Origin of the sequence: Burkholderia sp. M6-3 (assembly GCF_050858985.1) — a bacterium.
In the GTDB taxonomy this organism is placed as follows: domain Bacteria; phylum Pseudomonadota; class Gammaproteobacteria; order Burkholderiales; family Burkholderiaceae; genus Paraburkholderia; species Paraburkholderia caledonica.
Genome location: NZ_CP110090.1, coordinates 2,438,582 through 2,451,176, shown reverse-complemented (window position 1 = coordinate 2,451,176; position 12,595 = coordinate 2,438,582). Strand labels below are relative to the sequence as shown.

The window sequence follows — 12,595 nt, the reverse complement described above, 5'->3', positions numbered from 1 at the left end:
GACGGCTCACTGCATGCGTTGTCATGACGGAACGTCTGCGCTTTAACGGCAGGCGGCGCCTCGCGCTCGCGGGTTTGGGCGCGGCGGCGCTCGCGGCATCGGGCGCTCCGTTCGCCCGCGGGGCGGCGGTGAGTTTGGCCGCGAGTTCGGACGCGCATGGGACTGCAGGTGCCGCTGTCGCTTCGAATCCGCGCGTCGTGGTGCTCGACTGGCCGCTGACTGAAGTCGTGCTCTCGCTCGGCGTAGTGCCGGCTGGCGTTTCGCGTCCCTCGTGGTATGCGAAGCTCGACGGCGTTCCGCCCTTGCCGTCTTCCGTCGTCGACACGGGCTTGCTGTATCAGCCCAATTTCGAGGTGCTGGAGTCGCTGAAACCGGAGCTTATCGTCATCACGCCATGGCATGCGCCGCTGCGTGCGTTGCTCGAACGGATTGCGCCGACGCTGACGGTGCAACTGTTCGGCCCTGGCATCGACGTCTATCCGGCGGTTCATGCCGCGACGCGAAAGCTAGCCGGCGCGCTAGGACGGGACGCCGAGGCCAATGCGCTGTTCGCACGCGCCGACGCCGCGCTTGCCGACGCGTCCGCGCGTCTTGCGGCCTTTCGCGCGACCGGACGCCCGCTCTATCTACTACGCCCAATCGACGACCGCCATATCGCCGTGTTCGGCAAGAACAGTCTGTTCGGCGGCGTGCTCGGCGCGCTCGGAATCGACAATGCGTGGCAGGGCATGGCCGATCCGCAGGGCATGACCGAAGCGGACCTCGGCGCGCTCGCGTCGCGCACCGATGCGCAAGTCGTCACGATCGGCGTGCCGCCCGGCGTCGCCGCGCAGCTTGCGCGAAGCCCGCTATGGGGCGCGTTGCCGTTCGTGAAGCAAAACCGCGTGCAGCACATTGGACCGTTGCCCGCGCTCGGCGGCGTCGTTGCGTCGATGCGTTTCGCCGATAGCCTCGCGAACGCGCTGCAAGGAGTCAACACATGAATCGCCCGACGGCGACCGTCGCCTTCGCCGCCCCTCGTGCCTGGCGGCTGCCCGCGTTGCTGCTGATGCTGGCCGCGTGGCTCGTCTATCACACGCTGTCGGCGCGGCTGCCGGTTGCGCAATGGCCAGGCGTCGTGCTGTCCGGCGCCGACGCAACGCTGCCGCAACTCGTCGTGCGTTATGGCTGGCTGCCGCGCGTCGCCATTGCGTTGATCGCCGGTGCGGCGTTGTCGCTCGCCGGTGTCGTGTTCCAGCAGGTATTGCGCAATCCGCTTGCTGAACCGCTCACGCTCGGCGTGTCGGCGGGTGCCTATCTCGCACTGACGATTGCCGCGGTCGTCGCGCCCGCGCTCGTCGCCGACATGCGTTTCACGGTTGCGCTGACCGGCGCCGCACTCGCGATGCTTGCAACCATGGCGATGACCTGGCGCAAGGGCTTCGCGGCCGTGTCGATCGTGCTGGCCGGAATGATCGTGAACCTGTATTGCGGTGCACTATCTGTGCTCCTAACTATTGTGTTCGAGCGTTCGCTCACATCGGTGTTCATCTGGGGCGGCGGCTCGCTCGTGCAGAACGGCTGGGCGGGCGTCGTGTGGCTACTGCCGCGCGTGCTCGCCTGCGGTGCGGCTGCGGCGCTACTGGTGCGGCCGCTCACGCTGTTTTCTCTCGACGACGGCAGCGCAAGCCAGCTTGGTATGTCGCTCGCATGGACGCGGCCCGTCGCGCTCGCCATCGCGGTGATCCTCAGCGCGTTCGTCGCGAGCGCGGTCGGCGTGATCGGCTTCATCGGGCTCGGCGGTCCGGTGCTCGCGCGACTGATGGGCGCGCGCCGGCTGCGCGACCAGTTGCTGTGGGCGCCGCTCGTCGGCGCGCTGTTGCTCGCAATCGCCGACCAGGCGGTGCAGAGCTTGCCAGGCGTGCTCGGCGAGTTGCTGCCGACCGGCGCTGCAGTGGCCCTCTGCGGCGGCCCGCTGCTGCTGTGGATGCTGCGCCGTCTGCATGTCGAGGCGCCGCGTCCGGCATCGGCGGAATCCGCAACCCCGCGCCGCGCGTTGCGCGTGCCCGTGCTGCTACTCGGCGGGCTGCTCGTTGCCGCGATTGTCATCTCGCTGTGCTTTTCGGTGACGCTGCACGGCTGGCAATGGATAGACGCGCAACGTTGGAGCGATGTCTGGTTCTGGCGCGTGCCGCGGCTGACCGCTTCGCTCGGGGCCGGCGTGATGGTCGCACTCGCGGGCACGATCCTGCAGCGCGTAACCGGCAACCCGATGGCGAGCCCCGACTTGCTCGGCGTCAGCGGCGGCGCGATGCTCGGCATGCTGGTGGCCGCGGTCGTCGCGACGGAGCCGTCGACGCCCGTGCTGCTCGCGGGGTCGGCGGCGGGTGCACTCGTTTGCCTGCTGATGATCGTCACGCTTGGGCGCCGCAGCGGTTTCGCGCCCGAGCACGTGTTACTCGCGGGCATCGCGATCAGCGCGTTCTCACAAGCAGTCATCATGCTCGCGACGGCGAGCGGCGGCGCTTATGCGAACCTGCTGCGTCCGCTGCAGTACGGTTCGACCTACCTCATCGTGCCCGCGACGGCCGTCGCCGTTGGCGTATGTACGGTTGCTGCGGTGCTCGTCTCGTATCTCGGCGCGCGTTGGCTGGAAATCCTGCCGCTCGGCGCCAACGTGGCGGACGCACTCGGCGTCGGCGCACAGCGCGCGCGGCTGCTGCTGCTCGCGGTCGCCGCGATCCTCACGGCGGGAGCAACGGTCGTGATCGGCCCGATGTCGTTCGTCGGCCTGATGGCGCCGCATCTCGCGCGGCTGCTCGGCTTTCCGCGCGCGCGTTCGCAGATGCTTGTCGCGGCGCTCATTGGCGGGTTGCTGATGGTGCTGTCGGACTGGCTCGGGCGCAACATGATCTTCCCGCAGCAGATGCCGGCGGGCGTGATTGCGACGCTTCTAGGCGGCCCTTATCTCATGTGGCTGTTGCGTCGTTGATGCATCGGTCCAGTTGGGCCGGTTGTGCTGAAAGCGGAGACGATGTCAGGGAGCCGATGGCTCCCTGACTTTTTGCGCGACGTCCGCGCGACCTCGCGAATCGCGTCGAATGCCGCTTTAGAACGAAAACGTCGTATTCAGCATCACGAGCCGCGACTCGCCGACGGCGATGATCAGATTGCTGTTGCTCGACGGATAGTAAGTTTTGTCGAACACGTTCTTCACGTTCAGTTGCACATGCGTGGGAATCTTGCCGATTTTCGTGTCGTACGCGGCAAACAGGTCGGCAACCACATAGCCGGGCAGCGTGAAGCTATTTGCCGTATCGCCCGGCCGCTTGCTTACGAGCCGTGCACCGCCGCCAAAGCGCCATTGTCCCGGCAGGTAGGGCAGCATCGTGTCGTAGACGGCGAAGAGACTGCCCGTATGACGCGCCGCATTCACAAGACGCGTGCCGTCGTCGCGGTCCGTCGCGTTCGTATAGGCATAGCTGCCGATCAAGCTTACGTGCTGCGTGAGCCGTCCGGCAACGTCCAGTTCGACACCGCGCGATCTCGCGCTGCCCACTGTCTCGGTCGTATCGCCGACGGTTACTGCAACGTTCTGCTTGTCGATCTGATAAACCGCGAGCGTACCGGTGATACCGTGCGAGTCGAATTTCAGGCCGGTTTCGAACACGCGTCCATGCTCCGGCGCGAGCGGCTCGTTCACTTGTGTGGCGACGTTCGGCACGAACGACTTGCTGAAGTTCGCATACGCGGAAAGCGCCGGTGTCAACCGGTACACGAGGCCGAATTGCGGCAGCCATACCTGTCCATGCGAGTCATCGGCGATCACGAACGGACGGCCCACGCCCGACAGTTGCTGCCAGTTCTCCCAGCGCACGCCGCCTACCGCGATCAGCCTGTCGGTCAGATGAACGGTGTCCTGCGTGACGACCGAGTAGGTGTGCACTTTCGACAAGCTATCGCTTTGCGCGGCGCTCGGCGTACCGCCCGCAGCGAGCGTTCCATAGACGGGCTCGTACAGATCGAAGCCGGACACTGCCTTGCCGCGAATCGTGTCGCCGCGAAAGCTGCGCTGCCGTTCGTACTCGCCGCCCACATATAGCTCGTGACGCATGCCCGCGAGATTCAGATTGCCGATCGCGCCCACGGTGGCGATCTCGTCGGAGTCGTTGCGCTGCAGATTCGCATCCGATGAGCGGCTCATGATACCGGTCGTGCTGTTGAACGCCGTCGCGCGCGTGATGTACTGGTCGTAGCGGTCGCGGCTCCATCCGTAAGTCGCGCGTACGCGCCATTCGTCCGAGAAGCGATGTTCAATCTTCGCCCGCAGCGTTTCCTGCTCGCCAGAGTTTTGCGCCCAGGGTTCTTCATAGCGCGTGTAGCGCAGCGCGTCGTCGAGATGGCCGTTGACGAGCACGGTGCCCCGGTCGAAGGGTGTCGTGTAATCGACGTACTGGTAGCTCACGTCGATCGATGTATTGGCGTCATGCCACGACAGCGACGGTGCGATCAGCGAATCGCGCTGACGCCCGAAGCTGCGCCAGTAGCGCGCCGTGTTGTACTCGCCGGTCAGGCGAAAGGCGAGCGTGCCGCCCGCGACCTGTCCCGGCTCGCCGATGGGCCCGGTCAGGTCGAAGCCCGTGCCGCTGCCGTGATGGCTCGTGTAGTTTGCCGAGACGGAGCCGTGGAAGGTGTCCTCCGGTTTGCGCGTGATCAGGTTGATCACGCCACCCGGTTCCTGAATACCGTAGAGCAGTGAGGCGGGGCCTTTGAGAACTTCAACACGGTCGATCGTCGCCAGATAGTTGTGCAAGAGAGGCGAGCGCATGCCGTCGACGAGGATCGAGCCGTCGTCGTTCGAGCCGAAGCCGCGTTTGATGAACGCGTCGCGCGTGCCGCCAAGCGTGTTGGTTTGCGTGATCCCGCTTACGTTACTCAGTACGTCGTCGAGTGTGCGCGCCTGCTGGTCCTGCATGACACTCGAACTCACTACCGCGACGGACTGCGGAATGTCGCTGATCTTCGTCGCGATGCCGCTCGCGGTTTCGCTCGTGCGCGGACGATAGCCGACGGTCGGGTCGGCGAGCGCGGTGCCTTGCACGGCGACCGCCGGCAATTCCGTCGAAGCGGAGGGCTGGGCGCTCGCGGCGTCGGAGGAAGCGGCGGCCATCGCAGCTGGCGCGGTCGCCATGTACATCATCATCGAAAGCGGCAAGCCGATGCCGGACCGGCGATAGCGGCCCGGTAGTGCAGAAGTTTTTACGAAGCGCATGGATGGTTCGGACGACGCGGCACGCCCGCACCAAAGCGGTCGGGAGTGTCCGGCGGCGTCAGTTTTTATTAATGATGCGAGAGAATAATGTAAATGAGAATTGTTATCAAATGAAAACATTGAAAATCTTAGGTAGGCGGCGGAGCGGTGAAGCGGCCGCATTGGCTCGGCCTCGTTTGCACTGCGCCGTTGACCGCCGCGTCAGCAGAGCCCGCATGCTTGCTCTAAACTAGCTGCCGCCCGCGCACAGCCCAATCAAACACCACGACCTCGATGCCTCCCGTTCCCGCCGATTCCAACGATCGCAAAGACTCCGCCGATACCTCGAGCGTCAGCCTGCCGAAGCAACCGGCGTTTCAACGCTTCTGGTGCACGCGGATTCTTTCGTCGCTGTCGTTCCAGATGCTCGCAGTCGCGATGGGCTGGCACATCTATGCGCTGACGCATAGCGCGTTCGCGCTCGGCCTAGTCGGTCTCGCGCAATTCCTGCCAATGTTCCTGCTCACGCTCGTGGTCGGCCATTTTGCGGACCGCTACGATCGTCGGCGCATCGCGGCGATTTGTCAGAGTCTCGAAAGCGTCGCCGCATTGCTGTTCGCGTGCGGCACCTTTGGCGGATGGATCAGCGCGCCGGTCATCTATGCGCTGGCCGCATGCGTAGGCGCGGCGCGAGCGTTCGAATCGCCGGCGGTCGCTTCGCTGCTGCCGGGCGTCGTGCCGCGCGCGCAGTTGCCGAAAGCGACGGCATGGGCCACTTCGGCGAACCAGACCGCGCAGATCGCCGGTCCCGCGCTCGGCGGTCTGCTTTACGGCATCGGGCCGGGCGCCGCTTATCTCGCATGCATGTTGTCGTTCGCTGCTGCCGCGACAGCCGTGTGGGGCATTCCGCTACGCGCGAAGCCGGCACGCCGCGCGCCTGTCACGCTCGAAGCGGTGTTCTCCGGCATCGCGTTCATTCGCAAGGAGCCGGTCATATTGGGCGCGCTGTCGCTCGATCTGTTCGCGGTGCTGTTCGGCGGCGCAACCGCGTTGCTGCCGGTGTTCGCGCGGGACTTCCTGCATACGGGGCCGCTCGGGCTTGGCCTGTTGCGCTCGGGCACGGCCATCGGCGCGCTCGCCGGGACCATCTGGCTTGCACATTTCCCGCTGCGCAACCGGCCCGGCGCGGCCATGTTCGGCGGCGTGGTTGTGTTCGGCATCGCCACGCTGGTGTTCGGCCTGTCGCATCAGTTCATCGTTTCGCTGCTTGCGTTGATGGTGCTCGGCGCGGCTGACACCATCAGCGTGGTCGTGCGTCTGTCGCTCGTGCAGCTTCGCACGCCGGATGAAATGCTCGGACGCGTGAGCGCCGTCAACTCGCTTTTCATTGGGACGTCGAATCAATTGGGCGAATTCGAGTCTGGCGTGACGGCCGGCTGGTGGGGCGCACGAACGGCCGTACTGGTAGGCGGCATCGCAACCATCACGGTCGCCTTGCTGTGGATGAAGCTCTTCCCCGAACTGAGGAACACGCGTTCGCTCGAACGCGAAGAAGAACTGGTGCCGAGCACCTGAGCGGCGCGCTATTCTCAATTGATGGAAACCGGGTTCTCGATCTGGCCGGGTTCTCCAGAAAGGCTTTAACGGTTAAGGTTGACGTGTTACTTGCGGAACGACCCGCGAAGGAGCCGCTTCATGACACGCCTCGACTCGCAACCGATCAGTTATCCGAGCGACATTGCTTTCACGCCCACCGTCAAGGCATTGCAAAGCCGCAACGGATCGCGCGACGCGTATGCCCGGATGGAAGAAGAGCACGGCTGGCAAACCCGGCTGACGCCTGACGTCGCGCGTTTCATCGAGCAGCAGACCAGCGTGTTCTTCGCGACTGCAAGCGCAGAAGGGCAACCTTATATCCAGCATCGCGGCGGCCCAGCGGGTTTCCTGCACGTGCTCGACGACCACACCATTGCGTTCGCCGACTTCGCCGGAAATCGTCAGTACATTACGTCCGGCAATCTGACCGACAACCCGAAAGTGCATCTCTTTCTCGTCGACTATGCGCATCGCCGGCGCATCAAGATATGGGGCGAAGCGCGTGTGATCGACGACGACCCCGCGCTGCTCGCGAAGCTCATGCCGCAGGGTTACAAGGCACGCGGGGAACGGGTCATTGTGATGAGCGTGCATGCGTGGGACGTCAATTGCCCTAAGCATATTCCGCAGCGTTTCGAGGCTGCGGACGTCGCCGCGGCGTTGCAGGAGCGTGACGAGCGGATCAAGGAACTCGAAGCCCAAGTAGCGGAACTCAAGCGCCTTTCAGCTGCTTCCGGCGCTTGAAGGACGGTGCCCGACGGTGATCTGAGCCTGAGCCGCACCCGCTATCATGGTGCGATCGCGACTCGGCCTCTTTCATCATGCGCATTGCTCCTTTACCACCGCTCCAATGCCTGGTCGCGTTCGAATCGGCTGTGCGGCATGCAAGCTTCACCAAGGCCGCCGCGGAGTTGCATCTGACGCAAAGCGCGGTCAGCCGGCAAATCCAGCAACTCGAGGAATTCCTCGGCCGGTCGCTGTTCGTTCGTGAGCATCGCGCGTTGCGTCTGACCATCGCCGGCGAAGGTTACGCAAAGCGCGTGCAATGGCTGCTCACGAACTGTTCCGAAGCGACGCTCGACGTCATGAAGCGTTATGGCGACCAGGAACTGACGATCGCGTGTTCATCGGGCGTCGCCGTGTTGTGGTTGACGCCGCGGCTCGGTGCGTTTCGTGCCGCTTACCCGAACGTGAAAATCAGAATGATCGTGCGCGACGGACTCGCGTCGATGTCGCCCGCCGAATTCGATGTGGGTCTCTACTACATCCGCCAGCATGCCGAGCCGCATTACACCGCCCGCCGCATTTTCGACGAGGAGGTGTACCCGGTTTGTTCGCCCGCCTATCTCGCAGGCCGCGTGCTCGAGCCCGCCGATCTTGCTCAGGAAACGCTCCTGATTCAGGAAGACGGTCAGCGCCAATGGATGTCGTGGCCGGAATGGTTTCGCATCAACGGCGTGCAAATGCCCGTTGCGCCGCAGGTAGTCATGGTGAATCACTATCCGCAACTCGTACAAATGGCGATTCTCGGTCAGGGCGTCGTGCTCGGATGGCGGCACATGATCGACCGATGTCTCGAAGAAGGGCTGCTGGTGCGCGCCACCCACGCATCCGCAAGTCACGGCGGCGGCTACTACGTGGTGTCGCCGAACGATCGCTCACAGAACCAGGCCGCGCGCGTGTTCACGCGGTGGCTCTTCGAGCAGGCTGAAGCGCAGACGGGCAGGGCGGCGGCCTGAACGGGTTCGCATGCGCTGCACGCATGCGTGCATGCGAATCTTTCGTTTCGAAAACAATTCAGGTCTCTCTACGATCGGCGTTATGCATGCAAAAGCGCCGCGATGACGGCGTGGCGCGTTGCCGACACTTTGCCTGACAGGCAGCCAGATGAGGAAAGAGACCATGCAAGGAACGCTTTCATCCAACGTCCCGCTCTCCGTGGACACGCTCGCGCGTCAGCGGCGGCACGCCATTGTCGCGACCGTGCTTGGCAACGGGCTCGAATGGTTCGACTTCACCGTCTACAGCTTCTTCGCGGTCATTATCGCGAAGCTGTTCTTTCCGACCGGCAATGACCTGACCTCGCTTCTGCTTGCCGTCGCCACGTTCGGTGTGGGCTTTTTCATGCGTCCGGTGGGCGGCATCGTGCTGGGTGTGTATGCGGACAAGGTCGGGCGCAAGGCCGCGCTGTCGCTGACCATTCTGCTGATGGCGGGCGGCACGGCGCTCATTGGCATTGCGCCGACCTATCAGCAGATCGGCCTGTGGGCGCCGGTGCTGATCGTGATCGCGCGATTGCTGCAAGGGTTTTCGGCGGGCGGCGAGATGGGGAGCGCGACGGCGTTTCTCACCGAGTACGCGCCCGCTAACAAGCGCGCGTACTACTCGAGCTGGATTCAGTCGAGCATCGGCTTTGCGGTGTTGTTGGGCGCAGCGGTCGGCACGTTCGTGACCAGCAGTCTGAGCACCGAAGCGCTTCATTCGTGGGGCTGGAGAATGCCGTTCCTGATCGGCATGCTGATTGGACCTGTCGGCTATTTCATTCGCAGCCGCATGGACGAAACGCCTGCCTTCAGCGCAGTGGCCGACGAAGCGAAAGACGATTCGCCGCTCGCCGAAGTGTTCCGCCGCTTCCCGCGAGAAACCTTCGCGAGCTTTTCGATGGTGATTCTGTGGACCGTTTGCACCTACGTTCTGCTGTTCTACATGCCGACGTACTCGGTCCGCACGTTGCATCTGCCGCAATCCACCGGATTTCTCGCGGGCATGTTCGGCGGCTCGATGATCATGTGTTTTGCTCCGGTGGTGGGCAAACTCGCCGACCGCTACGGGCGCCGCCGCTTCCTGTCTGGGGCCGCCGTGCTGATTCTCGTGCTGGCCTGGCCGATGTTCGCCTACATCAACCGGGCGCCGGGCCTCGCTTCGCTGATGGTCTTTCAGGGCGTGTTCGGTCTGCTGATCGCTGCATACACCGGACCCATTCTCGCGGCGTTCTCCGAACTGTTTCCAACCAAGGTGCTCTCCACGGGACTGTCGGTCGCCTACAACTTCGCTGTGACGATCTTCGGCGGCTTCGCACCGTTCTTCATTACGTGGCTGATTGCGTCGACAGGCAGCAACATGGCACCCGCGTTCTACGTGATGATCGCCGCCGCGATCAGCCTGACGGGCACGTCATTCGTGCGCGATCCGCAGCGGCACTGAATCGGGCAGCGCGTGCGGTGCGCTTCCGGCCGCACGGATTCTCATCAAGTCATCAAGTCAGCAAGTCAGGACAATTCCCATGAGCATCACGGTAATCAATGGCGGCAACGTACTCGATCTCAAGCAGGGCATTCTGCTCGAACACCATCATGTCGTGATCGAGAACGGCCATATCGTCGAAGTCACCGATCGTCCCGTCGATCTGCCGAACGCACGCGTGATCGACGCGCGTGGCAAGACGGTGATGCCAGGTCTGATCGATTGTCACGTACATGTGCTCGCTTCGCGTGCGAACCTCGGTACGAACGCGACGCAGCCCAACATCCTCACGGCGATTCGCGCGCTGCCGATCCTGAAGGCGATGCTCGGCCGCGGCTTCACGACCGTGCGCGATGCGGGCGGCGCGGATTGGGGTTTGACGCAGGCGCTCGAAAACGGCCTGGTTCCGGGGCCGCGCATTTTCCCGTCGGGAAAGGCGCTTTCGCAGACGGGCGGCCACGGCGATTTCCGTCCGCGCGGCGATATGCTGGAGCCGTGCTCGTGCTGTTTTCGCGCCGGCGCAATTGCGCGCGTGGTGGACGGCGTGGATGCCGTGCGTCTCGCCGTCCGCGAAGAAATCCAGAAGGGCGCGACGCAGATCAAGATCATGGCATCGGGCGGTGTGGCATCGCCAACCGATCCGATCGGCAACACGCAGTATTCCGAAGACGAAATCCGCGCGATCGTCGCCGAAGCGCAAGCTGCGAACACCTATGTGATGGCGCATGCGTACACCGGCCGCGCGATTTCGCGCGCGATTCGCTGCGGCGTGCGCACTATCGAGCACGGCAATCTGGTCGACGAAGCCGCCGCGAAACTCATGCGCGAACATGGCGCGTTCGTCGTGCCGACGCTCGTCACCTACGACGCGCTTGCGAAGCACGGCGCCGACTACGGGTTGCCGCCCGATTCGATCGCGAAGGTCGAAACCGTGCGGCAAGCTGGACGCGATTCGCTGCAGATCTACGCGAACGCAGGTGTGCCCATGGGTTTCGGCTCCGACCTGCTCGGCGAAATGCACGCGTTCCAGAGCGACGAACTGCGCATTCGCGCAGAAGTGCTCGGCAATCTCGAAGCGCTGCGCTCGGCAACCACGATCGCAGCGGAGATCGTTGCGCAAGAAGGCAAGCTCGGCGCAATCGAAGCGGGCGCGGTGGCGGATGTGCTGGTGGTCGACGGCAACCCGCTCGACGATATCGGCACGCTGACCGGGCAGGGCGAGCGGCTCGCGTATGTGTTGCAGCGCGGCGAAGTCGTGAGCGAGCGCGGGGCGGTCGTCTCGCGCTGAGGCAGCGTGCCATGCCGGCCTGATCGCGTGCAATTGATGCCCGTGCGCTCGTTACGTAGAATCGTGGCGCACAACGCTTGATTGCCAGCGCAACGATTTGCGCGATCACGAGGAGAACGGGCATGACTTTGCACACGGACGGGCCGATTGCGGCGACCGTCTATCGCGGCGACTCGGTAGAGAACACGCACCGCGCGCATGTTGCGGTCGTCGATTCGAATGGCCGCCTGCTGTATTCGTTCGGCGACCCGTCGCGCATGACGTTGGCTCGCTCCGCCGCCAAGCCCGCGCAAGCGTTGGCGGTACTTGAAACGGGCGCGCTCGAGCGCTTCGGTTTCGACGATGCGGACCTCGCGCTGATGTGCGCCTCGCATAGCAGCGAGCCGCGTCATATCGAACGTGCGCGGCAGATGCTCGTCAAAGCGCAGGCGAGCGAAACCGATCTGCGCTGCGGCGGTCATCCGCCGCTGTCCGATGCGGTATATGTCGACTGGATCAAGCGCGATTTCAAACCGGGCGCCGTGTGCAGCAATTGTTCGGGCAAGCATGCGGGCATGCTGGCCGGCGCGCGTTCGATCGGCGCGGCGTTGAGCGGTTACGAACAGCCGGAGCATCCGTTGCAGATCCGCGTGAAGCACACGGTGGCCGACGTCTGCGACTTGCCGGACGACGGCGTGCAATGGGCCACTGACGGTTGCAATCTGCCCACGCCGGCCTTTCCGCTCGATCGTCTCGCACGTCTCTTTGCGAAGCTGGCCGCGGCGCAGGACGAGGTCTCGTCGTCCGGGGCAGCGCCCACCGCGCGGACAGCGGCGCTTGCGCGCATCTATCGCGCGATGACGGCTTATCCGGAACTGGTGGGGGGCGAGGGCCGCTTCTGCACGATATTGATGAACGCGTTTGGCGGCGCGCTCGTGGGCAAGCTCGGTGCAGACGGCAGTTACGGGATCGGCGTGCGCGCATCGAGTCAGACTGCCGCGCACACGTCGAAAGCGGGCGCACAAGGTGCACTCGGCATCGCCGTAAAAATCGAGGATGGCAATGTCGGCATGCTGTACGCGGTGGTTGCCGAACTGCTGGCGCAACTCGACATCGGGACCGCCGAACAGCGCTCGAAGCTCGACTCTTTCCATGCGCCCAGGATGCTCAACACCATGGGCGTCGCAACTGGCCGGCGGGTCTTCTCGGTTGCGCTTGAAGCGTCCCGATAGGACGAGTGCCGGGCAACGCCCGGCGCT

The 12,595-nt window shown here is 64.3% G+C and carries 9 protein-coding genes; 8 read left to right on the top strand and 1 reads right to left on the bottom strand.

Annotation, left to right across the window (positions count from 1 at the left end):
• Positions 1-23: 23 nt before the first annotated feature.
• Both OH764_RS10505 and fhuB read left to right on the top strand, forming a co-directional pair.
• Positions 24-983 carry a TroA family protein gene (locus OH764_RS10505; RefSeq protein WP_498846746.1) on the top strand — a complete coding sequence of 320 codons (960 nt, stop codon included), beginning with the start codon at positions 24-26 and terminating at the stop codon, positions 981-983.
• Positions 980-2,971: an iron ABC transporter permease gene (gene fhuB / locus OH764_RS10500; RefSeq protein ID WP_498846745.1), complete on the top strand. Its 1,992-nt coding sequence runs from the start codon at positions 980-982 to the stop codon at positions 2,969-2,971. The genes OH764_RS10505 and fhuB overlap by 4 nt, the downstream gene beginning before the upstream one ends.
• A gap of 117 nt (positions 2,972-3,088) precedes the next feature.
• Here fhuB and OH764_RS10495 read toward each other — a convergent pair whose 3' ends face one another.
• Positions 3,089-5,182 (bottom strand): TonB-dependent siderophore receptor, encoded by a 2,094-nt coding sequence (locus tag OH764_RS10495; RefSeq protein WP_498848803.1) that lies wholly within the window; start codon positions 5,180-5,182, stop codon positions 3,089-3,091.
• 342 nt (positions 5,183-5,524) lie between these two features.
• Between OH764_RS10495 and OH764_RS10490 the strand changes: the two genes are divergently transcribed.
• The 6 genes from OH764_RS10490 (at position 5,525) to OH764_RS10465 (ending at position 12,568) form a co-directional block, all read left to right on the top strand.
• On the top strand, positions 5,525-6,805 hold the full coding sequence (locus OH764_RS10490) for an MFS transporter (RefSeq protein WP_498846744.1): 1,281 nt from the start codon (positions 5,525-5,527) through the stop codon (positions 6,803-6,805).
• 120 nt (positions 6,806-6,925) lie between these two features.
• Complete coding sequence (locus tag OH764_RS10485; RefSeq protein WP_498846743.1) at positions 6,926-7,570, top strand: pyridoxamine 5'-phosphate oxidase family protein; 645 nt, start codon at positions 6,926-6,928, stop codon at positions 7,568-7,570.
• Between the two features lie 77 nt (positions 7,571-7,647).
• Positions 7,648-8,565: a LysR family transcriptional regulator gene (locus OH764_RS10480; RefSeq protein WP_498846742.1), complete on the top strand. Its 918-nt coding sequence runs from the start codon at positions 7,648-7,650 to the stop codon at positions 8,563-8,565.
• Positions 8,566-8,728: 163 nt separating this feature from the next.
• Positions 8,729-10,030: an MFS transporter gene (locus OH764_RS10475; RefSeq protein WP_498846741.1), complete on the top strand. Its 1,302-nt coding sequence runs from the start codon at positions 8,729-8,731 to the stop codon at positions 10,028-10,030.
• Between the two features lie 79 nt (positions 10,031-10,109).
• Positions 10,110-11,357, top strand: a complete 1,248-nt coding sequence (locus tag OH764_RS10470; protein ID WP_498846740.1) for a metal-dependent hydrolase family protein — start codon at positions 10,110-10,112, stop codon at positions 11,355-11,357.
• 122 nt (positions 11,358-11,479) lie between these two features.
• On the top strand, positions 11,480-12,568 hold the full coding sequence (locus OH764_RS10465) for an asparaginase (protein WP_498846739.1): 1,089 nt from the start codon (positions 11,480-11,482) through the stop codon (positions 12,566-12,568).
• Positions 12,569-12,595: the final 27 nt, after the last annotated feature.

Excerpts from the sequence above, each read along its gene's own strand:
- OH764_RS10480 (WP_498846742.1), top strand. The coding sequence starts at position 7,648 with ATGCGCATTGCTCCTTTACCACCGCTCCAATGCCTGGTCGCGTTCGAA.
- OH764_RS10495 (WP_498848803.1), bottom strand. The coding sequence starts at position 5,182 with ATGATGATGTACATGGCGACCGCGCCAGCTGCGATGGCCGCCGCTTCC.
- OH764_RS10470 (WP_498846740.1), top strand. The coding sequence starts at position 10,110 with ATGAGCATCACGGTAATCAATGGCGGCAACGTACTCGATCTCAAGCAG.
- OH764_RS10475 (WP_498846741.1), top strand. The coding sequence starts at position 8,729 with ATGCAAGGAACGCTTTCATCCAACGTCCCGCTCTCCGTGGACACGCTC.
- OH764_RS10485 (WP_498846743.1), top strand. The coding sequence starts at position 6,926 with ATGACACGCCTCGACTCGCAACCGATCAGTTATCCGAGCGACATTGCT.
- OH764_RS10465 (WP_498846739.1), top strand. The coding sequence starts at position 11,480 with ATGACTTTGCACACGGACGGGCCGATTGCGGCGACCGTCTATCGCGGC.
- fhuB (WP_498846745.1), top strand. The coding sequence starts at position 980 with ATGAATCGCCCGACGGCGACCGTCGCCTTCGCCGCCCCTCGTGCCTGG.
- OH764_RS10505 (WP_498846746.1), top strand. The coding sequence starts at position 24 with ATGACGGAACGTCTGCGCTTTAACGGCAGGCGGCGCCTCGCGCTCGCG.
- OH764_RS10490 (WP_498846744.1), top strand. The coding sequence starts at position 5,525 with ATGCCTCCCGTTCCCGCCGATTCCAACGATCGCAAAGACTCCGCCGAT.